At 69.6% G+C, this 20,093-nt stretch carries 24 protein-coding genes; 16 read left to right on the top strand and 8 right to left on the bottom strand.

The window, feature by feature from the left end:
* Nucleotides 1–185: 185 nt before the first annotated feature.
* Nucleotides 186–740, top strand: a complete 555-nt coding sequence (locus U742_RS0108385) for a gamma-glutamylcyclotransferase (RefSeq protein ID WP_029351957.1) — start codon at nt 186–188, stop codon at nt 738–740.
* Nucleotides 741–792: 52 nt separating this feature from the next.
* Here the strand turns inward: U742_RS0108385 and U742_RS0108380 are convergent, their stop codons facing one another.
* Genes U742_RS0108380 through ftsE form a run of 4 tightly spaced genes read right to left on the bottom strand, consistent with a single transcriptional unit; the run spans nt 793 to nt 3,519 of the window.
* On the bottom strand, nt 793–1,107 hold the full coding sequence (locus U742_RS0108380) for a hypothetical protein (protein ID WP_248310306.1): 315 nt from the start codon (nt 1,105–1,107) through the stop codon (nt 793–795).
* Between the two features lie 47 nt (nt 1,108–1,154).
* A complete protein-coding gene (locus tag U742_RS0108375) occupies nt 1,155–1,853 on the bottom strand; it encodes a YdcF family protein (RefSeq protein ID WP_051660953.1) in 699 nt (232 codons plus the stop codon).
* 12 nt (nt 1,854–1,865) lie between these two features.
* The gene (locus U742_RS0108370) at nt 1,866–2,867 is read right to left on the bottom strand and encodes a cell division protein FtsX (RefSeq protein WP_029351951.1); all 1,002 of its coding nucleotides are present in this window, start codon (nt 2,865–2,867) and stop codon (nt 1,866–1,868) included.
* Nucleotides 2,860–3,519, bottom strand: a complete 660-nt coding sequence (gene ftsE, locus U742_RS0108365; protein WP_029351949.1) for a cell division ATP-binding protein FtsE — start codon at nt 3,517–3,519, stop codon at nt 2,860–2,862. Before ftsE ends, U742_RS0108370 begins: the two co-directional genes overlap by 8 nt.
* A gap of 186 nt (nt 3,520–3,705) precedes the next feature.
* On the opposite strand from ftsE, the gene hpt reads away from it, so the two are divergent.
* A complete protein-coding gene (gene hpt, locus U742_RS0108360; protein WP_029351947.1) occupies nt 3,706–4,272 on the top strand; it encodes a hypoxanthine phosphoribosyltransferase in 567 nt (188 codons plus the stop codon).
* 120 nt (nt 4,273–4,392) lie between these two features.
* On the opposite strand, the gene U742_RS0108355 is transcribed toward hpt, so the two are convergent.
* The gene (locus tag U742_RS0108355) at nt 4,393–6,066 is read right to left on the bottom strand and encodes an acyl-CoA dehydrogenase family protein (protein WP_029351945.1); all 1,674 of its coding nucleotides are present in this window, start codon (nt 6,064–6,066) and stop codon (nt 4,393–4,395) included.
* Between the two features lie 310 nt (nt 6,067–6,376).
* On the opposite strand from U742_RS0108355, the gene U742_RS0108350 reads away from it, so the two are divergent.
* From U742_RS0108350 to U742_RS0108330, 5 genes are all read left to right on the top strand, one after another.
* Nucleotides 6,377–7,210 (top strand): YihY/virulence factor BrkB family protein, encoded by an 834-nt coding sequence (locus U742_RS0108350; protein WP_029351943.1) that lies wholly within the window; start codon nt 6,377–6,379, stop codon nt 7,208–7,210.
* A 91-nt stretch (nt 7,211–7,301) separates the two neighbouring features.
* Nucleotides 7,302–7,760, top strand: a complete 459-nt coding sequence (locus tag U742_RS0108345; protein ID WP_029351941.1) for a baeRF12 domain-containing protein — start codon at nt 7,302–7,304, stop codon at nt 7,758–7,760.
* Between the two features lie 52 nt (nt 7,761–7,812).
* Nucleotides 7,813–8,298 carry a TspO/MBR family protein gene (locus U742_RS0108340; protein WP_029351939.1) on the top strand — a complete coding sequence of 162 codons (486 nt, stop codon included), beginning with the start codon at nt 7,813–7,815 and terminating at the stop codon, nt 8,296–8,298.
* A 15-nt stretch (nt 8,299–8,313) separates the two neighbouring features.
* Entirely contained in the window at nt 8,314–8,511 is a 198-nt protein-coding gene (locus U742_RS0108335; RefSeq protein ID WP_029351937.1) for a twin transmembrane helix small protein, read from the top strand.
* Between the two features lie 5 nt (nt 8,512–8,516).
* Nucleotides 8,517–9,107 (top strand): cob(I)yrinic acid a,c-diamide adenosyltransferase, encoded by a 591-nt coding sequence (locus U742_RS0108330; protein WP_029351935.1) that lies wholly within the window; start codon nt 8,517–8,519, stop codon nt 9,105–9,107.
* A 54-nt stretch (nt 9,108–9,161) separates the two neighbouring features.
* Here U742_RS0108330 and U742_RS0108325 read toward each other — a convergent pair whose 3' ends face one another.
* Nucleotides 9,162–10,196 (bottom strand): proline racemase family protein, encoded by a 1,035-nt coding sequence (locus U742_RS0108325; protein ID WP_029351934.1) that lies wholly within the window; start codon nt 10,194–10,196, stop codon nt 9,162–9,164.
* A 276-nt stretch (nt 10,197–10,472) separates the two neighbouring features.
* Here U742_RS0108325 and U742_RS0108320 point away from each other — a divergent pair, with 276 nt between their 5' ends.
* The 4 genes from U742_RS0108320 to U742_RS0108305 all read left to right on the top strand — a co-directional run bounded on the left by U742_RS0108320 (nt 10,473) and on the right by U742_RS0108305 (nt 13,991).
* On the top strand, nt 10,473–11,210 hold the full coding sequence (locus tag U742_RS0108320) for a rhomboid family intramembrane serine protease (protein ID WP_051660952.1): 738 nt from the start codon (nt 10,473–10,475) through the stop codon (nt 11,208–11,210).
* Nucleotides 11,211–11,363: 153 nt separating this feature from the next.
* A complete protein-coding gene (locus tag U742_RS0108315; RefSeq protein ID WP_029351930.1) occupies nt 11,364–12,116 on the top strand; it encodes an electron transfer flavoprotein subunit beta/FixA family protein in 753 nt (250 codons plus the stop codon).
* Nucleotides 12,117–12,118: 2 nt separating this feature from the next.
* Nucleotides 12,119–13,063, top strand: a complete 945-nt coding sequence (locus tag U742_RS0108310; RefSeq protein ID WP_029351928.1) for an electron transfer flavoprotein subunit alpha/FixB family protein — start codon at nt 12,119–12,121, stop codon at nt 13,061–13,063.
* Between the two features lie 46 nt (nt 13,064–13,109).
* On the top strand, nt 13,110–13,991 hold the full coding sequence (locus U742_RS0108305) for a 3-hydroxybutyryl-CoA dehydrogenase (RefSeq protein ID WP_029351926.1): 882 nt from the start codon (nt 13,110–13,112) through the stop codon (nt 13,989–13,991).
* A gap of 10 nt (nt 13,992–14,001) precedes the next feature.
* Here the strand turns inward: U742_RS0108305 and U742_RS0108300 are convergent, their stop codons facing one another.
* On the bottom strand, nt 14,002–14,985 hold the full coding sequence (locus U742_RS0108300; protein WP_029351923.1) for an aldo/keto reductase: 984 nt from the start codon (nt 14,983–14,985) through the stop codon (nt 14,002–14,004).
* Nucleotides 14,986–15,065: 80 nt separating this feature from the next.
* Here U742_RS0108300 and U742_RS0108295 point away from each other — a divergent pair, with 80 nt between their 5' ends.
* A complete protein-coding gene (locus U742_RS0108295; protein ID WP_029351920.1) occupies nt 15,066–15,887 on the top strand; it encodes a LysR family transcriptional regulator in 822 nt (273 codons plus the stop codon).
* 6 nt (nt 15,888–15,893) lie between these two features.
* Here the strand turns inward: U742_RS0108295 and U742_RS0108290 are convergent, their stop codons facing one another.
* Complete coding sequence (locus tag U742_RS0108290) at nt 15,894–16,787, bottom strand: DMT family transporter (protein ID WP_029351919.1); 894 nt, start codon at nt 16,785–16,787, stop codon at nt 15,894–15,896.
* A gap of 363 nt (nt 16,788–17,150) precedes the next feature.
* Between U742_RS0108290 and U742_RS0108285 the strand changes: the two genes are divergently transcribed.
* The 4 genes from U742_RS0108285 (at nt 17,151) to rlmH (ending at nt 20,093) form a co-directional block, all read left to right on the top strand.
* Nucleotides 17,151–18,392 carry a glutamate-5-semialdehyde dehydrogenase gene (locus tag U742_RS0108285; RefSeq protein WP_051660993.1) on the top strand — a complete coding sequence of 414 codons (1,242 nt, stop codon included), beginning with the start codon at nt 17,151–17,153 and terminating at the stop codon, nt 18,390–18,392.
* Between the two features lie 68 nt (nt 18,393–18,460).
* A complete protein-coding gene (locus U742_RS0108280) occupies nt 18,461–19,093 on the top strand; it encodes a nicotinate-nucleotide adenylyltransferase (RefSeq protein WP_081852919.1) in 633 nt (210 codons plus the stop codon).
* An 81-nt stretch (nt 19,094–19,174) separates the two neighbouring features.
* A complete protein-coding gene (gene rsfS / locus U742_RS0108275; RefSeq protein ID WP_051660951.1) occupies nt 19,175–19,588 on the top strand; it encodes a ribosome silencing factor in 414 nt (137 codons plus the stop codon).
* Between the two features lie 22 nt (nt 19,589–19,610).
* Nucleotides 19,611–20,093, top strand: a complete 483-nt coding sequence (gene rlmH / locus U742_RS0108270) for a 23S rRNA (pseudouridine(1915)-N(3))-methyltransferase RlmH (protein ID WP_029351913.1) — start codon at nt 19,611–19,613, stop codon at nt 20,091–20,093.

The following is a 20,093-nucleotide window of genomic DNA, read 5'->3' as shown; positions in this document are numbered from 1 at the left end:
CGCTCGGCGTAGACCGGAGACCGGGCGAAAGTCGGGCACGCTGCGGAGACGCGGCGCGCCGCGAGGAGGGCGTAGACACCCGCTTTCGATGTCCACACCGTTGCCTTGGCGCGGCTTAGGCTTATGAAGTCGTCGCAGCCTCGACCCCGCAATTCCGCCCGCCTCCAGCTCCCCGCGATCGCCCGATGAACGCCTCTCCTCTCAGCCCGCCGCGCACCGACCACGAACACCTGTGGGTGTTCGGCTATGGCTCGCTGATGTGGAAGCCCGGCTTCGAGTTCGAGGAACGCCGCACCGCGCGGCTGATCGGCGCGCACCGCTCGCTCTGCGTCCTGTCCGTGCACTGGCGCGGCACGCCGGAGCGGCCGGGACTGGTGCTCGGCCTCGACCAGGGCGGCAGTTGCGTCGGCGTCGCCTTCCGGGTCGGCCCGGCGCAGGCGCCAGCGACGCTAGCCTATCTGCGCGAGCGCGAGCAGGTGACAAACATCTATCGGGAGGCAGTGCGCCGGGTGTGGCTGATGGACGGCAGCGAGCGCACGGTGCCGGCCGTCGCCTTCCTGGTCGATCGCGGCCATGCGCAATATGCCGGCCGGCTGTCGCGCGAGGACAGGCTGCACCTGATCCGGCAGGGCCACGGCCATGGCGGGCCGAACACCGACTATGTGACGCAGACCCGCAGCCATCTCGCCGAGCTCGGCATCCGCGACGCCGAAATGGACTGGCTCGCCGAGCGCCTGTGAGGGCCTGGCGTCCCGCCGCGCGCGACGCGCAAGCTGCGGACGCCCGGGCGGCTCAGCAGGGCGCCAGCGGTCCGCTCTCGGCCTCGGGCAGGATGCGCAGGTGGATCTCCTGCGCGCCGGCGGCGCGGGCCGCCGCGCGGGCTTCCGCCCCCGCCGGCCCGGTCCATATCACCACGCGGCTGCCCTGCATGCGCCAGACGACCAGCGCCACCGCATGCGGATAATCCGGCGCCTCCTCGGCCGCATAGACCGAGTAGACCTGACGGCGGCCGTCGGGACCGCGCCACAGACGGAAGCGCCGCGCCAGCGCCGAATCGGCGGCAGCGGCCAGCGGGCCGTCATCAAGAAGCGATTCGTTGAGCATCATCATGAGAACAAAGTTAGAACATTGCCCCGCGGCGTCAACCGCCGTTCTCATGGTGAATCCGCGGCGACCGCAATTGTTCCGCCGCGCGGCGCGGCTTCCGATGTGGTGGCCGGCCACGGGCGGATCTGCGCGTAGGCGAGCAGGTACTTCACATATTCGAGGAACAGCAGCCGCGCGGTCTGCGGGTCCTGCCACCACGCCTCCTCGCGCAGGCGCTCGCTGACCACCGGATAGGGCACCAGCTCGACCTCCGGAATGGCGCGGCCGAGCTCGACCAGCGCGCGCGGCATGTGCCAGGACGAGGTGACGATGATCAGCGAGCGGAAATGCAACCGGCGCGCCCATTGCGCGGTCTCGATCGCGTTGCCGCGGGTGTTGAGGGCCGAGCGGCCGACATCGACGCAGCATTCCAGCTTGTCGGTCGCGATCGGCACGCTCCGCCCGATCTCGGTGAGCGTCGTGTCGGGATGCACGCCGGTGATGAGCAGCCGCTTCCCGTGACCGCCGGCGAGCAGGTTGGTGGCGTCGACCAGCCGCTCCGAGCCGCCGGTGAGCACCACTATGCCGTCGGCCGAGCGCTCGAGCCCCGCCTCGCGGCGCTGGATGCCGGCGGCGAAGATGACGAAGCCGACCAGCAGCAGCCCGATCGCGCCCACCACCAGCGCCAGCGCCACGCCGATCAGGCGGGAACCCGGACGACGGGGCGCGGGGGCGGCCGGAGACGGCGTGGAGGTCGGGTCGGACACGTGATCGAAGGCCTAGCTGTTGATGCCGCGCAGCGTGCGGTAGACGGTGATGCGGGAGGTCACGGACGTCACCAGCGCCACCAGCACAATGACCCCGAGGATGCCGCCATAGCCGCGCAGATCAAGCGTCGCGCTGCCGATGAGGGTCGCCGACCCGTCGGTCGGGGCGCCGCCGCGCAGCCAGGCCGGCAGCGTCGAGAGCAGGAAGAACATCGCCATCGCCGCGCCCCCGCCGATGGCGCCGCCCTTCAGCCCGACCGAGAGGAAGTGCCGCTGGAACTCGGCGGCGATGAAGCTGTCATGCGCGCCGACGAAATGCAGGACTTCAACGATGGTGCGCGCCGCCGCCACCGCCGCCCGCGTCGCGAACACGACGCTGAGCACCGTCGCCGCCCCGACCAGCGCCAGCACGCCGAGGCCGATCAACACCACCGTGCGGGCGGTGGAGGTCAGCCGCGCGCTCCACTGGCGGTGGTCGTCGAGGCTCGCCGCCGGCACCTCGCGGGCGAGGGCGGCACGCAGCTCGGCGATGGTCGTGGCGGTCGCGTCGGGCGCCAGCGTCACCGCCACGATGCGCGGCACCGGCAGGTTGGAGAGGTCGAGCCCGGCGCCGAGCCACGGCTCGAGCAGCGCCGCCGTCTCGGAGGCGCCGAGCGGCCGGGCGCTGGCGACGCCGGGCGCCTGCCGCGCCACCTCGGTCGCCTTGGCGAGCGCCGCCGCGACGTCGAGCCCGGCGGCGGGGCGGATCTGGATCGTGGTGTCGCGCGCGATCTCGGAGGTCCATTCCGAGGCGAGCCCGCGCACCGCGGCGACCGAGCCGATGGTGAGCCCGGCGAGGAAGGTCATGATCGCCACCACCGCCACCAGCGCATGGCCCGCCACCGTCGCCCCCGGCACGATGGGCGCGCGCGCCCGCGCGGCGGCGGCGGTCGGAGACCCCTCCGCCGGGTCCTCGTCCCGCCGCTCCGACCCGTCATCCGTATCGGACGGCCCGAAGCCGTAGGTCTCAGTCATAGATCCGCAGCCGTCCTTCGGAGAGCACCAGCCGGCGCGCGTCGAACTGGTCCATCAGGGCGATGTCGTGGGTGGCGATCAGCACCGAGGTGCCGGATTTGTGCAACTCGACGAAGAGCCGCAGCAGTCGTCGGGCGAGGCGCGGATCGACGTTGCCGGTCGGCTCGTCGGCCAGCAGTATTTCCGGCCGGCTGATCAGCGCCCGCGCGATGGCCGCGCGCTGCTTCTCGCCGCCGGAGAGCACCGGCGGCAGCACGTCGATGCGCTCGCCGAGCCCGACCCACTGCAGCAGCTCCGTCACTTCCGCGCGATAGGTCGCCTCCTCGCGTCCCTGCACGCGCAGCGGCAGGGCGACGTTCTCATAGGTGGTGAGATGGTCCAGCAGGCGGAAATCCTGGAACACGATGCCGATCCGCCGGCGCAGCGCCGCCACGTCGTCGGGTCCGAGCGCGGCGACGTCGCGGCCGAACAGGCTGATCAGCCCGCGTGTCGGGCGCAGCGACAGGAACATCAGGCGCAACAGCGTGGTCTTGCCGGCGCCCGACGGCCCGGTGAGGAACTGGAAGGAATGCGACGGGATACCGAAGGTCACATCCCTCAGCACCTCTGGACCCATGCCGTAGCGCAGGCCGACATTCTCAAACCGGACCAAGCCTGTGATTCCTCGCCCGCGCCCCGGACGGCACGCTGATTCTCTCTTCGCCCCGGACGACCTCTAGCATAGAGGACGGCAGCCGCGGCAAGAAGGCGGTGGAACCTGCCGAACTGGACGGCAATCGCCGCCCGGTCCATCTTGCCCGCGCCGGACGGCGCAGCGACGAGCGAGGGACGCGACAGCATGAGCGAGACGGTGGAACGCACGAACGTGGAAGTGCTTTTCGATCCGGAGACCATCGCCGAACGCAACCGCGAACTCGCCGCCGAGATCGTCGCAGCCAAGCCGGAGAAGCTGCTGGTCATCGCCGTCCTGAAGGGCAGCTTCGTCTTTGCCGCCGACCTCATCCGTGCCCTGCACGGGGCGGGGCTCGCCCCCGAGGTCGAGTTCATCACCTTGTCGAGCTACCGCAAGTCGACCGCCTCCTCCGGCCAGGTGACGGTGCTGCGCGACGTCGAGACCGACGTGCGCGGGCGCGACGTGCTGCTGATCGACGACATCCTCGAATCCGGCCGCACGCTCGCCTTCGCCAAGGACCTGCTGGCCGCGCGGGGCGCCCGTCGGGTGCTGGTCTGCGTGCTGCTGGAGAAGCCCGAGAAGCGCGCCGTGCAGATCCACGCCGATTTCGTCGGCTTCACCTGCCCGGACTATTTCGTGGTCGGCTACGGCATGGACGTCGCCCATGCCTTCCGGCAGCTTCCCTTCATCGGCTACATCCCGGACGAAGGCGCGAGCGGCACGCCGAGCTAGAGCATGTTCCGCGAAAGTTGGGAGACTTTCGCGATGAGAACATGCTCCAACTTATTGAGAGAGAGCACTTTCCTCTCGATCAGGTGATCCCACCTGATCGGAAAGGGCTCTAGGCGCGCCTCACCCCTCCAAGAGCCGGCGCGCAATCACCTGCGCCTGGATCTCGGCCGCACCCTCGAAGATCGAGAGGATGCGCGAGTCGCACAGCACCCGCGAGATCGCGTATTCCAGCGCGAAGCCGTTGCCGCCGTGGATCTGCAGCGCGTTGTCGGCCGAGGACCAGGCGACGCGCGCGGCGAGCAGCTTCGCCATGCCGGCCTCAAGGTCGGTGCGCCGTCCCTCATCCTTGGCGCGGGCGGCGAAATAGGTGATCTGCCGGGCGATCATGACTTCCGCGGCGATCAGCGCGATCTTGTCCGAGACGCGCGGGAACGCGATCAGCGGCTTGCCGAACTGCACCCGCTGCTCGGCATAGGCGAGGCCGAGCTCCAGCGCGTTCTGCGCCACGCCCACGGCGCGGGCGGCGGTCTGGATGCGGGCGCTCTCGAAAGTGGTCATGAGCTGCTTGAAGCCCTGTCCCTCGACGCCGCCGAGCAGGTTCCCGGCCGGCACCTCGAAGCCGTCGAAGCCGATCTCGAACTCCTTCATGCCGCGATAACCGAGCACCTCGATCTCGCTGCCGCTCATGCCGGACGCCGGGAACGGCTCCTCGTCGGTGCCCCGCGGCTTCTCGGCGAGCAGGATGGACAGGCCGCGATAGCCGGGCTCGTCCGGATTGGTGCGCACCAGCATGGTCATCAGGTCGGCGCGGGCCGGATGGGTGATCCAGGTCTTGGCGCCGTTGACCTTGTAGACGTCGCCCTCGCGCACCGCGCGGGTGCGCAGGCTGGCAAGGTCCGAGCCGGTGTTGGGCTCGGTGAAGACGGCGGTCGTCAGCATCTCGCCCGAGGCGATCTTGGGCAGGAAATGCGCCTTCTGCTCCTCGGTGCCGCCGCCGATGATCAGCTCGGCGGCGATCTCCGAGCGGGTGCCGAGCGAGCCCACCCCGATGAAGCCGCGCGACAGCTCCTCGGTGACGACGCACATCACCTCCTTGGGCAGGCCGAGGCCGCCATGCTCCTCGGGAATGGAGAGCCCGAACACCCCGAGCGCGGCGAGCTTCTCCAGCACGTCGAGCGGGATGTAGTCGTTGGCGAGGTGCCATTCATGCGCGTGCGGCGTCACCTCCTCCTCGACGAAGCGGCGCATCTCGTTGCGCATCGCCTCGCAGGTCTCGTCAAGCCCGGCGTCGCCGATGATCCCGGCCGCGTGACCCTGGCGGATATGGGCGACGAGCGCGGCGCGGGTCGCCGGCGTGTTGCCAGTGGCGACGAGCGACGCCACCGCCGGATCGTTCAGGAAGCCCGCCACCGCGGCCGCGTCGAGGCCGAGATCGGCCGGGCGCACGAACTCGATCTGGCTCATCGGGATGCCGCCGGCAATCTGCGCCAGATATTCGCCGAGGCCGATCCGCACCAGCAGGGACTCGGTGTCGCCGAACCGCCCCTCGGCATCGAGGCGCGCCGCATAGGCGGCCATCTCGCGCACCGCGAACACATAGGTCGCGAGCCAGGCGAGGCCGTGCACGCTGTGCTGGCCGGCCTCAAGCAGCGCGGAATCGAGCTTGCCGTTGCGGCTCACCTGCGCCCGCACGGCGTCGGTCGCGCGGGCCAGCAGGGCTTCGGCCGCTGCGGCGGCTCCGGCCGCCTCGGTGATCAGATCGGGCGGCGGCGTCGTGTCGGCGGCAAGGCTCATGGCGTGGGCTCCCTGTCTCATCTCTTCGGCATGGCGGCTTGCAGGATGCGCCGCTTCATTGTGCATTGCGAAACGTCCACAGGTTGACGCGCCGGCGCGGCACGCGCAACGCTCCCTTCGGCGAAGCCGCCGCATCCAGCGCGGCAGGCCTGCGCGGCAAGTGATCGCAGCACGCGAGCGCAGTTCTCGCGTGGCACCTGCATGGCCGCCGCGGCACGAAGCTGGGCGCAGCAGCGCTCTCCCCGCTTGCCATTTGCGGCGCGACATCCAATGTCACGCGCGGGAAGGACGAACCGCGGAGAGGGCCCGAGTGCTGCGTATCTACGACATCGCCCTCGACGCCTTCTGGCGTTTCGTCGAGGACGACGGCTGGGCGATCGCCAGCCACATCGCGCTCTCGGCGCTGATGTCGCTGTTTCCCTTCCTCATCTTCGTCACCGCGCTCGCCGCCTTCTTCGACTTCCGCAACCTCGCCGAGGAGACCGTCCAGCTCCTGCTGGAAGCCTGGCCGGCGCAGGTCGCCGCGCCGATCGGCGGCGAGATCCGCAACGTGCTCACCCAGGTGCGCACCGACGCGCTGACCATCGGCGTGGTGCTGGCGATCTACTTCTCCTCCAACGGCATCGAGAGCCTGCGCATCGGGCTCAACCGTGCCTATGGGGTGAAGGAGATGCGCTCCTGGTACTGGCTGCGGCTCGAATCGATCGGTTACGTGCTGGTCGCCGCCGCCGGGGTGCTCGCCTTGTCCTTCCTGGTGGTGCTCGGTCCGGTGCTGTGGCTCACCGCCGTGCGGTGGGTGCCGGCGCTCGAGCCGTTCGGCTGGATCATCACCTTCCTGCGCTACGCGGCGACCTCGGTGATCCTGATCGTCGCGCTGGTGGTCGCCCATATGTGGCTGCCGGCCGGCCGCCGGCGGCTCGCCGAGGTGGCGCCGGGCATATTGGTGACGCTGGCGCTTTGGCTGGCCGCCGGCGCCGCCTTCGGGCGCTACCTCGCCGCCTTCGCCGGCAACTACGTCACCACCTATGCCGGCCTCGCCTCCGTCATGGTCGCGCTGGTCTTCCTCTACACCACCGCCTCGATCTTCGTTTACGGCGGCGAGCTCAACGCCGCGATCCGCCGCTACCGCGAGGAGCGCCCCTGACGGGAACCCGCGCCGCCCTGCCGGGCTTGACCCTCGTCAAGGCGCCCGCGGCGCCGCGATGATCGGATGGCGCGTAACGGAGGGAACCAAAATGAGCGGCAACAACGAAAAGGTCAGGATCGAAGCCGGTGCGTGGGTCGCGGTGTGCGACGGCGGCAAGGCGCTCATCCTGTGCAATCAGGGCGACGCCGTTTTCCCCAATCTGCGCACCATCGAGGTGCACGAGCAGGAGAATCCGGCGACGACGGAGCAGGGCACCGACGCGCCCGGGCGCGTGCACCAGTCGGTGGGCAGCTCCCGTTCCAGCGTCGAGCCGACCGACTGGCACGAGGAGGCCGAGCGCAGCTTCCTGCGGCGGCTGCTTGACCGCCTCGATTCGGCGGTGTCGAGCGGCGCCGTGCGCTCGCTGGTCATCGTCGCCCCGCCGCGCGCGCTCGGCATCATGCGTCCGCTCTACAGCCGGGCGGTGAGGGACGCGCTCGCCGCCGAGATCGACCGCGACCTCGTCAAGCTGCCGGTGTACGAGATCGAGAAGCATCTGGCGGCCTGACGCCGCTTCGCGCTTATCATCCCGGCGTCGTCCACGACTTCGGGATTCGCGCATGAAGACGCTGTCGTTCTTCCGGCTGGTGGTTGCGGTCGGGCTGTGCCTCGCCGTCGGGGCCGTCGGGTCCGTGGCCACCACGCCGAAGATTCCGACCTGGTATGCCGGGCTCGCCAAGCCGGCCTTCACCCCGCCGAACGTCGCTTTCCCGGTGGTGTGGACCACGCTCTACGTGCTGATGGCGGTGGCGCTCTGGCGGCTGTGGGACCGCCACCCGCCGAGCAGCGGGCGGGCGCTGGCCATCGGGCTGTTCCTCGTGCAACTGGCGCTCAACGCCCTGTGGTCGCCGGTCTTCTTCGGGCTGGAGGCGCCCGGCGCCGGTCTCGTCGTCATCGTCGCCCTGTGGTTCGCGATCCTCGCGACTATCGCCGCGAGCGTCCGGCTCGACCGCACGGCGGCACTGCTGCTGGCGCCCTATCTCGCCTGGGTCACCTATGCGGCGGCGCTGAATGCCGCCATATATGCGATGAACCCGCCGGCCTGATGTCAGGAGGTCGCCATGCTGACCATCGCCCAGTTCGTCGTCCTGCCGCTGGCGCTCGGCTCGGTCGCCCTCGTGCTGTTCCTCGGGCTCGCCAACATGGCGCGGGGCGGCTCGCCTTTGCTTTCGCAGAAGCTGATGCGCTGGCGCGTCATCCTGCAATTCGTCGCGGTGTGCCTGGTGCTCGCGACCATCGTGATGATGAATCAGGGCTGATTGCGATGGTCGTGCTCAACCGCATCTACACCCGCACCGGCGACGACGGCACCACCGCGCTCGGCACCGGCGAGCGACGGCCGAAGTCGGATCTGCGGATCGAGGCCTATGGCACGGTCGACGAGACCAATGCGGCCATCGGCGTCGCCCGCCTGCACCTCGCCGCCCTGCCTGTGCTAGATGCCGTGCTGGCGCGCATCCAGAATGACCTGTTCGATCTCGGCGCCGACCTCGCCACGCCGGACACCGGCGCCGAGCTCGCCTATGAGCCGCTGCGCATCGTCGACGCGCAGGTCGAGCGGCTGGAGCGCGACATCGACAGGCTCAATGCCGGCCTGAAGCCGCTGCGCTCCTTCGTGCTGCCGGCCGGCGTGCCGGCGGCGGCGCACCTCCATGTCGCGCGCACCGTGTGCCGCCGGGCCGAGCGGCTCGCCGTGGCGCTGGCCGCGGTGCCCGGCGAGCGGGTCGGGGCGCCGGCGGTCCGCTATCTCAACCGGCTCTCCGACCTGCTCTTCGTGATGAGCCGCCTCGCCAATGCCGAGACCGGCGGGGGCGACGTGCTCTGGGTGCCGGCGGCGGGGCGGGAGGCCGATTAGGCGCTCCCCGGGGGCGTCATTCCGGCGCGCGCCATCGCACGCGACACGATCGCACTAGAGGATCTCGTGGACGTAGGGTCCCCAGGTGTCCGACAGGGCGAAGCCCCGGCGAAACGGGTCGGTCGGGTCGAGGCCGATCTGCGAGAAGCCGTAGATCCAGCCGCGGCCGGTGACGCGGGGGATGATCGCAGCGCGGGCGCCGATGGCGATCTCCTCCTTCAGCTCGACGCGGAAGGTCGAGCCGATGATCGAGCGGCTGGTGAAGACGTCGCCCTTCTTCGCGATCCCGCGCGCGTGCAGGCTGGCGAGATTGGCCGATGAGCCGGTGCCGCAGGGCGAGCGGTCGACGCGGCCGGGCTTCAGCACCGTGCAGGTGCGCACCTGCCGATCGCCCTCCATCTGGCGGAACATGACATAGGAGAAATAATTGATCTGCGGCAGCTCGGGATGCTGCACCTTCACCTTCTCTTCGAGCTCGGTGAGCAGATAGGTGCCGGCGCGCACCAGCGCGCTGGCGTTCTCGGGCTCGATGGTCAGCCCGACCTGATGGACGTCGATCAGGCCGTAGAAGCAGCCGCCGAAGGCGACATCGACCTTGATCTTCCCGAATTCGGCGGTGTCGATCTCGCGATCGAGGTCCTGCACGAAGGAGGCGGGCATATCGAGGCTGACGGCGCTGACCCGGCCGTCGCCGCAGGCGGCGGTCACGGTGATCAGCCCGGCGGCGGTATCGAGGCGGAGCACGGTTTCCGGCTCCTTCATCTCGATCATGCCGGTCTCCAGCAGCACGGTGGAAACGCAGATCGCGTTCGAGCCCGACATCGGATGCGCGCGGTCGGACTGCAGCACGATGAAGCCGGCATCGGCATCCGGGCGGGTCGGCGGCAGCAGCAGATTGACCGACATCTGCGCGAAGCCGCGCGGCTCGAAGGCCACCAGGCGGCGGATGCTGTCGTCGACCTCGTTGATGTAGACCAGCTTGTCCAGCACGGTGCTGCCGGGCACGTCGAGCGTGGTCGAGGTGATGACCTTGCCGATCTCGCCCTCGCAATGGGCATCGACAATCTGAAGTGTCTTCTTCCAGCGCATCGCGGTGTCACTCGGAATCGTGGGGCTGCGCGGTGATATCGGTACACCCGGCGCTCCACAATGAGCGTATAGCTGCGATCGCCGGAGACGGCCGCGCGCGCGCGCTTCCCGCGCGGATGCCGGAACCGACGGAGCCGGCCCCGACCTGCCACGATCCATCTGGCGTTTTGCCATCTGGCGTTTTGCCATCTGGCGTTTTCGCGCCGCTCGCCGCAGATTAACCAGAGCGCGCGTCGCCGGAGCGGTGCGCGGCTGCGGCCGACGGGGCGCCCTGCGATGTTCATTCCGCTGAACGACGACAATCCGCTCGAAGGGATGCGCCACGCCTATGTGACGTGGGGCCTCATCGCGGCCAATTTCATCGTCTTCATCTTCTTCCAGCACGGCTATGAGGAGGAGATCAACGCCGCCTTCGTGTTCGGCTACGGCGCCATTCCCGCCGTGGTCAGCCACGCCGCCGTGCTGCCGCCCGAGCTCTCCAAGCTGCCGCCCGAGCTGACGCTCGTCAGCTACATGTTCCTGCATGGCGGCTGGATGCACCTGATCGGCAACATGGCCTTCCTCTGGGTGTTCGGCGACAATGTCGAGGACGCGCTCGGCCATGCCCGCTTCCTCGCCTTCTACCTTCTGTGCGGGATAGCCGGCGCGCTGGTGCACACCTTCGCCCAGCCCGGCTCGGAGGTGCCCCTCGTCGGCGCCTCGGCGGCGATCTCCGGCGTCGTCGCCGCCTATCTGATGCTGCATCCCAATGTAAAGCTGTGGGTGCTGGTGCTGATGCGCATCCCGCTGCGGGTGCCGGCCATCTATCCGATCGGCGCCTGGATCGCCTTCCAGATCTGGAGCGTCGCCACCGTCGCCGAGGACGGCACCGCGTGGTGGGCGCATATCGGCGGGCTCGTCGCCGGCGCGATCCTGGTCGTGTTCATGCGCCGCAAGGGCGTGCCGCTATGGGTGCGCACGCCGAACGGAACGCCGGATGCGACCACCTCCACGCCCGCCGAAACGCCACGTTGACAGGGGTCGGAGCCGCCCATAGTTTGCCCCCCGCCTTCGCGATCACCACCGTTTCGGGCTCGTCTCCGGTCGGCCTCCGGCGGCTGATCGCTTCCCTGCTTGACCGCTGCCCTCGCCGGGCGTCAACCCCCGGCAGGACAGGGAGAATTCGATATGAAGATCCTGGTGCCCGTGAAGCGGGTGGTCGACTATAATGTGAAGATCCGGGTGCGCCCGGACGGTTCGGGCGTCGAGCTCGCCAACGTCAAGATGTCGATGAACCCGTTCGACGAGATCGCCGTCGAAGAGGCACTGAGGCTCAAGGAAGCCGGCAAGGCCACCGAGGTGGTGGCGGTGTCGATCGGCCCCGCCAAGACCGACGAGACCATCCGCACCGCGCTCGCCATGGGCGCCGACCGCGGCGTCTGGGTGAAGACGGCGGACGCCAATGTCGAGCCGCTGGCGGTGGCCAAGCTCTTGAAGGCGGTGGTCGCCGAGGAGGCCCCGGGCCTCGTCATCCTCGGCAAGCAGGCCATCGACGACGACTGCAACCAGACCGGACAGATGCTGGCCGCCCTGCTCGGCTGGCCGCAGGGCACCTTCGCCTCGAAGGTGGTGATCGGCGACGGCTCGCTCGACGTCACCCGCGAGATCGACGGCGGCCTGCAGACGGTGAAGCTGAAGCTGCCGGCCATCGTGACCACTGACCTGCGCCTCAACGAGCCGCGCTACGCCAGCCTGCCCAATATCATGAAGGCGAAGAAGAAGCCGATCGACGAGAAGACGCCGGAAGGCTACGGGGTCGACCTCGCCCCGCGCCTAGCCGTGCTGTCGACCACCGAGCCGGCCGGCCGCAAGGCCGGCGTGAAGGTCGGCTCGGCCGCCGAGCTGGTGGCGAAGCTGAAGGACGAGGCGGGAGTTTTCTGATCATGGCGACCCTGCTCTTCGCGGAACATGACGACGCGACCCTGAACCCGCTCACCGCCAAGGCGCTCACCGCGGCGCTGGCGCTCGGCGCCCCGGTGCACGTGCTGGTGGTCGGCGCCAATGCCCGCCCCGCCGCCGAGGCCGCGGCGAAGCTCGAGGGCGTCGCCGAGGTGCTGCTGGCCGACGATCCGCTCTACGCCCACCGCCTCGCCGAGCCGGTGGCCGCGCTCGGCGTCGCGCTGGCGGGCGAATACGGCGCGCTGATCGCCCCCTCCACCGCGGTGTGGAAGAGCGTGATGCCCCGCATTGCCGCCCTACTCGACGTGATGCAGGTCTCCGACATCATCAAGGTGGTGGCGCCCGACACCTTCGAGCGCACCATCTATGCCGGCAACGCCGTGCAGACGGTGCGCTCCGCCGACCCGAAGAAGGTGATCACCGTGCGCACCGCCTCCTTCGCCGCCGCCGGCGAGGGCGGGAGCGCGCCGATCCGCGCCATCGCCGCCGCCGCCGACCCCGCGCTGTCGGGCTTCGTCGGCGAGGAGATCGCCCATACCGACCGTCCCGAGCTCACCGCCGCCAAGCTGATCGTCTCCGGCGGCCGCGCGCTCGGCTCGGCCGAGAACTTCCACAAGGTCATCGAGCCGCTGGCCGACGCGCTGGGCGCGGCGGTCGGCGCCTCGCGCGCGGCGGTCGACGCCGGCTATGCCCCGAACGACTGGCAGGTCGGCCAGACCGGCAAGGTGGTGGCCCCCGAGCTCTATGTCGCGGTCGGCATCTCCGGCGCCATCCAGCACCTCGCCGGCATGAAGGACTCAAAGGTCATCGTCGCCATCAACAAGGACGAGGAGGCGCCGATCTTCCAGGTCGCCGACTACGGCCTCGTCGGCGATCTCTTCCAGATCGTCCCCGAGCTCACCGCCGAACTTGCCAAGGCAAAAGGCTGACAGCCAAACTAGAGTCGGGACGCAGGACAAGCGGCGGACACAGGCCATGGCATTCGAGATCAAGCGCGTCGGCATCATCGGCGCCGGCCAGATGGGCAACGGCATCGCCCATGTCTGCGCCCTTGCGGGCTACGACGTCATCCTCAACGACGTCTCGGCCGACCGCATCAAGTCGGGCCTCGCCACCATCAACGGCAACATGGTGCGCCAGATCGCCAAGGGGCTCTATGGCGAGGCCGAGAAGCAGGTCGCGCTCGCCCGCATCGAGGGCTCCGACAATATCGGCTCGCTGAGCGAAGCCGATCTCGTGATCGAATGCGCGGTCGAGAAGGAGGAGGTGAAGCGCAAGATCTTCGCCGAGCTCTGCCCGCATCTGAAGCCCGAGGCGATCCTCTCCACCAACACCTCCTCGATCTCGATCACCCGCCTCGCCGCTTCGACCGACCGGCCGGAGCGCTTCATCGGCATCCACTTCATGAACCCGGTGCCGCTGATGCAGCTCGTCGAGCTGGTGCGCGGCATCGCCACCGAGGACGAGACCTTCGAGCTGTCGAAGGAGTTCGTCACCCGCATCGGCAAGACCTATGCGGTGGCCGAGGATTTCCCGGCCTTCATGGTCAACCGCATCCTGCTGCCGATGATCAACGAGGCGATCTACACGCTCTATGAGGGCGTGGGCTCGGTCGACGCCATCGACACCGCCATGCGGCTCGGCGCCAACCACCCGATGGGCCCGCTGCAGCTCGCCGACTTCATCGGCCTCGACACCTGCCTCTCGGTGATGCAGGTGCTGCACGAAGGCCTCGCCGACACCAAGTACCGGCCCTGCCCGCTCTTGGTGAAATATGTCGAAGCCGGCTGGCTCGGCCGCAAGACGCAGCGCGGCTTCTACGACTATCGCGGCGAGAAGCCGGTCCCGACGCGGTAGGTTCGGGCGCTCACCGCGGACGATCCTCCTCGACCGTCCTCGCCAGCAGGCGCTCGATCTCGACCATCGCCTCCTCGGGCAGCGGACCGAAGACGAACGCGCCGGCAAGGCCCTCGATCTGCTCGACCGTGCGCGCGCCGGGAATCGGGATGTTGCGGGCCGATCTGGCCCAGAGCCATGAAATCGCCCCCTGTGCGAGCGTACGCCCGCCGCTGGTCAGCAACTCACGCACCGCATTGAGCTGGGCGAGGTAGCGCGGATTGGGACGGGCATCGCGGAAATAATCCGTCACCGTGTTGGCGGTGGCGCGGATGTCACCCTGCGCCATCATCGCACCGGCGCCGTATTTTCCGGTGAGCAGGCCCATGCCGAGCGGCGAGCGGATGAAGGCGGCAAGATCGAGCTCGCCGACCGCCGCCTGCATCGTGGGGGCGTCGAGAACCACGTTCAAGGCATGCTGGACGGCGGCAAATCCCGGACGCGCCGCGACGGCGCGAAGGCTCGCCGACAGATCCGTGCTCCAGCCATAGGCGCGGATCTTGCCGGCCTCCCGCGCCCGCTCCATCGCCTCGAAGATCGGCTCCGCCAGCGGCACGGCAAGATCGTTAAGGTGCAGGAACAGTATGTCGATCCGTTCCCGCCCGAGCCGCGCCAGGCACCGATCGATCGCCGGCAGGACGGATGCGGGATCGGTGTCCTCGCCGGTGAGCCGCCGGGTCGTCTCGTCGATGGCGATGCCGATCTTGGTGGCGACCAACGCGTCTGCCCGCCCCTTGAGGGCACGCGCCAGCAGGCGCTCGGCATGGCCCGCGCCATAGACCGCGGCGGTGTCGAACAGGGTGATCCCGGCCGCCAGCGCAGCATGGATGGTGCGGATGGATTCGCCGTCATCGGCATTGGCATAGCCGAGCGGCTCATCGCCGGAGAACATCGGGCCTCCGATCGGCCAGCATCCCATGCCCAGCGGGTTGATCTCGGTGTCCAGCAGTCTCATAGCGGCTCTCCTGTTCGCGCGCCGCCATCAGAGCTCCGATGAGCTGTTACAGCCATAGAACGTAATGTAATCTTCATTTCATGAATGAAATGAACTTCGACTGGGACGATTTGCGGCTTTTCCTCGCCGTGGCCCGCCAGGGCGGACTGGGGCCGGCCGCCGCGCTCACCGGAAAGAGCGCACCGACTCTTGGCCGGCGCATGCTCGCGCTGGAACGCCGGCTGGGGCAGGAGCTGTTCGAGCGCCAGCCGCGCGGCTATGCGCTCACCGCGCAGGGACTGGAGCTGCTGCAACGTGTCGCCGGGCTGGAAAGCCTTATCGCGCCGCTCTCCAGCCCGGCCCGCCGCGCGGCGCCGCCACTGGTGAAGGTCTCGGCCGGCGCCTGGGTCACCCGCCTGTTGTGCCGGCATGCCGCCGGTCTCGTCGACCCGGGCAAGGTCGCGCTGCGGTTTATCGCGGCGGACCATGTGCTGGACATTTCCCGCCGCGAGGCGGTGATCGGGATCCGCAACCAGCGTCCAGACCAGATCGGCCTCGCGGGGCGCCGGACCGGCACGGTTCGTTTCGCGGCCTATGCCGCCAATGACGGGATCACCGCATGGGCGCGCGTGATCGGCAACACGCCTTCCGCCCGCTGGGTGCGGGAGCGAACCGGAGAGGACGCCGTCATCGAAGTGACCAACCCGCGCAACGCGCTCGATCTCGCCGTGTCCGGCATGGCGCGTATGGTGCTGCCGACCTTCATCGGCGAGGCCGAGGCCGGCCTGCGGCGCGTCTCACCACCGATCGAGGAACTGGAACACGAGCAATGGCTGGTGACGCATGACGAGGACCGCTTCCTGCCCGAGGTGCGGCGGACCATCGACCGCGTCTATGCGGTGATGCGGGCGGCGCTGGTGTGACGTGCCTCAGGCGCGCCGCACCCACCGCCCCGGCCGCCCGTCGATCGCCGCCAGCCCGGTGCCGATCAGCGCGAAGCCGAGGAACTCGCGGGGTTCCAGCGCCTCGCCGAGGAACAGCGCGCCGAGCAGGATCGCGCTCACCGGCACCAGAAAGGTGACGAGCGAGATGTTCGTCGCCCCGTTTCGGGCCAGCACGCGGAAATACAGGATGTAGGCGATGCCGGTGGACAGCACGCCGAGGCCCAGCAGGGCGCCCCACGCCGTGATCGAGGGCAGGGCGATCTGCCACGGCCGGTCCACCGCCAGCGCCACCGGCAGCAGCAGCGCGCTGGAGGCGGCGAGCTGCAGCAGCGCCACCGCGAGCGGCGGCATCGCCCGGAAGCGCCGGGCATAGACGGCGGCGAAGCCGTAGGAGATCGTCGCGCCGATCGCCGCGAGCTGTGCCGGCAGATGATGCCCGCCGAGCTGGCCGAGCAGCGCCGGCCCCATCATCACCGCCACCCCGAGAAAGCCGAAGACGACGCCCGCGAGCCGCCCGGCGGTCAGCTTCTCGTCGCGGGTGAAGGCCTGCGCCACCAGCACGGTGAAGAGCGGCGTGGCGGCATTGAGGATCGAGGACAGCCCGCTCGGCAGATGCTGCTGCGACCAGGCGATGAGCCCGAACGGGATGATGTTGGCGATGATCGCCATGAACAGGAATTGCGCGACGATCCGGCGATCGAGGCTCACCCGGACGCCGCTCAGCCGCGCGATGACGAGCAGGGCGAGGGCGCCGATGGCGACGCGCCCAAGCACCATGGTGAGCGGCGGGATTTCCTTCACCGCCACCTTGCCGAAGAAGAAGGAGCCACCCCAGATCATCGAGAGCAGCACCAGCGTGCCCCAGTCCAGCGCGTTCATCGGCTGGATCGCGGTCGGCGCCGGGGAGGCGGCGGATGGTGCGCGGCGGAGATCGGACATCGGGAGGGACCAGTGCGCGGGAGGCGCCTGTTACGCCCATATGCGCACGAACACCACCCGTTTCACGCAACGGCAGCGGCGGGAGGTATCGCCGGGCCGGACGGTCCGCGAAGGCGGCACCGCAACGGTGCCCATACGAAACTTGCTGCCTTCGCCGCCGGCTGTGCTAAGAGAAACGCCGTTTTCTTCTGTCCCTGCCGCGAGTTCGCCATGAGCGCCGCCCGTTCCACCTCCGCCGCCAGCACGCACGCGGTCGATGCCGTGCCGCCGGCCGGCGAGGGCGGAGCCGACGTGCCGTCGCTGATGCGCGAGATCGGCCGGCGCGCCCGCGCCGCCGCCCGCACGCTGGCGCTGGCCTCTCCCGAAACAAAGCGCGCGGCTCTGAAGGCGGCCGCGCAAAAAATCCGCGATCATGCCGCCGATATCCTCAAGGCCAATGCCGAGGATGTGCGCGCCGCGAAGGCCGCCGGAATGAGCGGCTCGATGCTGGACCGGCTCACCCTCGACGAGAAGCGCCTCGCCGCCACCGCGAACGGCCTCGCCGAGATCGCCGAGCTGGCCGATCCGGTCGGCACCGTCACCGAGAGCTGGACCCGCCCGAACGGGCTGATGCTGGAGCGGGTGCGCACGCCGCTCGGCGTCGTCGGCGTCATCTATGAGAGCCGGCCGAACGTCACCGCCGATGCCGGCGGGCTGTGCCTGAAGGCCGGCAATGCGGTGATCCTGCGCGGCGGCTCGGACAGCTTCCATTCCAGCCGGGCGATCCACGCCGCCATGGTCGAGGGCCTGGTCTCCGCCGGCCTGCCGGCCGACGCCGTGCAGCTCGTGCCGACCCGCGACCGCGCGGCGGTCGGCGAGATGCTGGCCGGTCTCGACGGAAACATCGACGTCATCGTGCCGCGCGGCGGCAAGAGCCTCGTCGCCCGCGTGCAGACCGAGGCGCGGGTGCCGGTCTTCGCCCATCTGGAAGGCATCGTGCACATCTATGTCGACCATACCGCCGAACTGGCCAAGGCGCTCGACATCGTGCGCAACGCCAAGCTCCGGCGCACCAGCGTCTGCGGCGCCGCCGAGACGCTGCTGGTCGAGCGCGACGCCCGCGACAGCCATCTGAAGCCGCTGGTCGCCATGCTGCTTGACGCCGGCTGCGAGGTGCGCGGCGACGAGGCGACGCAGGCGCTCGATCCGCGCGTGAAGCCGGCCAATGCCGAGGATTGGGACACCGAATATCTTGACGCCGTCATCTCCGCGCGGCTGGTCGAGGGCCTCGACGCCGCCATCGACCACATCGAGACGCACGGCTCGCACCACACCGACGCCATCCTCACCGAGGACGAGGCAGCGGCGGCGCGCTTCCTCTCCGAGGTCGATTCGGCGATCGTGGTGCACAACGCCTCGACCCAGTTCGCCGATGGCGGCGAGTTCGGCTTCGGCGGCGAGATCGGCATCGCCACCGGGCGCATGCATGCGCGCGGGCCGGTCGGCGCCGAGCAGCTCACCTCCTTCAAGTACCGGGTGCACGGCACCGGCCAGACGCGGCCGTGAACCGCGCGGCCGTGACTTCCGCCACGGTGACCTCGCCGGACCTGCGCATCCCCCCGTTGGCGCCCGGCATGCGGATCGGCCTCTATGGCGGCAGCTTCAACCCGCCGCATGCCGCCCATCGCGCCGCGAGCCTGCTGGCGGCGCGGCGGCTGCGGCTCGACCGCGTGTGGTGGCTGGTCTCGCCCGGCAACCCGCTGAAGAACAATTCCGGCCTGCCCCCGCTCGGCGAGCGGATCGAGCTCTGCCGGGAGGTTGCGCGCCATCCGGCGCTGGTGCCGACCGGTCTCGAGGCCGGGCTCGGCACCCGCTACAGCTACGACACGGTGGCTGCGCTGGTCACCCGCTTCCCCGCCGTGCGCTTCGTCTGGCTGATGGGCGCCGACAATCTGGCGAGCTTTCACCGCTGGCAGCGCTGGCGCGACATCGCCGGTCTGGTGCCGATCGCGGTGATCGACCGCATGGGCGACACCTTCGAGGCCATGGCCTCGCCGGCCGCCTCGGCGCTCGCCCGCTGGCGCATCGACGAGACCGACGCACCGCGCCTCGCGAGCCTTCCCGCGCCCGCCTGGGTCTATCTGCACGGCCTCAAATCGCCGCTCTCCTCGACCGCGATCCGGGCCGCAGAACGGCCCCCGAACGGGGCCGGCGCGAAAACAGCTTTTCCACCAGTTGAAAAAACAGGGTCAAACACCTTATCTTAACGTCAGTGCCGGTGGCGCCGGATTTGACAACCTGCCGGTGGCGCCGGCCGAACGACGAGAGGATAAGGACCCCTGTCCACATTGGCGCTCTCTGCAGCTGCCTCCATCCCGGCGACTGCACCGGTCTCCGACGCGCGTATCGACGCCGAGGAGATTCTCGCCCTCGTCCTGGCCCAGCTTGAAGACGACAAGGCTGAGGACATCGTTTCCATCGAACTGCGCGGCAAGACGACGATCGCCGATCACATGGTGGTCGCCTCCGGCCGCTCGCAGCGCCATGTCGGCGCCATTGCCGAGCACCTCGTCGAGGCGCTCAAGGCGCGCGGCGTGAAAGGCATCCGGGTCGAGGGCCAGCCGGCCTGCGACTGGGTGCTGATCGATGCCAGCGATGTCATCGTCCACGTCTTCCAGCCGGACGTACGCAGCTTCTACAACATCGAGAAGATGTGGTCGGGCCTGCGTCCGGAGGCGGCGTCCCGCTCGGCGCGCGGCTGACGCCAAACCTGGGACTGACGGGGTGCGATTGCTGATCCTTGCCGTCGGGCGGCTGAAGGCCGGGCCCGAGCGTGAATTGTGCGACCGCTATGTCGACCGCGCCCGCAAGGGCGGCCGCGCGCTCGGCTTCACCGGTCCCGACATCGTCGAGATCTCCGAAAGCGCCGCGCGCCGGCCGGCCGATCGCATGGTGGAGGAGGGCGCCGGCCTTCTCGCCGCCCTGCCGGAGGAGACCGCCGTGCTGGCGCTCGATCCCGGCGGCGTCGCGCTGTCCAGCGAGCAGATCGCCGGCGACATGGCGGCGTTGCGCGACCGCGGTGTGCGGACCTTCTCCTTCCTCATCGGCGGCGCCGACGGGCTGAGCAACGAGGCGCGCGAGCGGGCCGACCGGCTGATCGCCTTCGGGACGGCGACCTTCCCGCACCAGTTGGTGCGGGTGATGCTCGCCGAGCAGATCTACCGCGCTACCACCATCCTGTCCGGGCATCCCTACCATAAGGCGTGA

The organism is Allobosea sp. 117, assembly GCF_000702305.1.
Classification (GTDB): Bacteria; Pseudomonadota; Alphaproteobacteria; order Rhizobiales; family Xanthobacteraceae; genus Ancylobacter.
The sequence above is the reverse complement of the archived record's forward strand: the minus strand, read 5'-3'. Positions and strand labels throughout refer to the sequence as shown.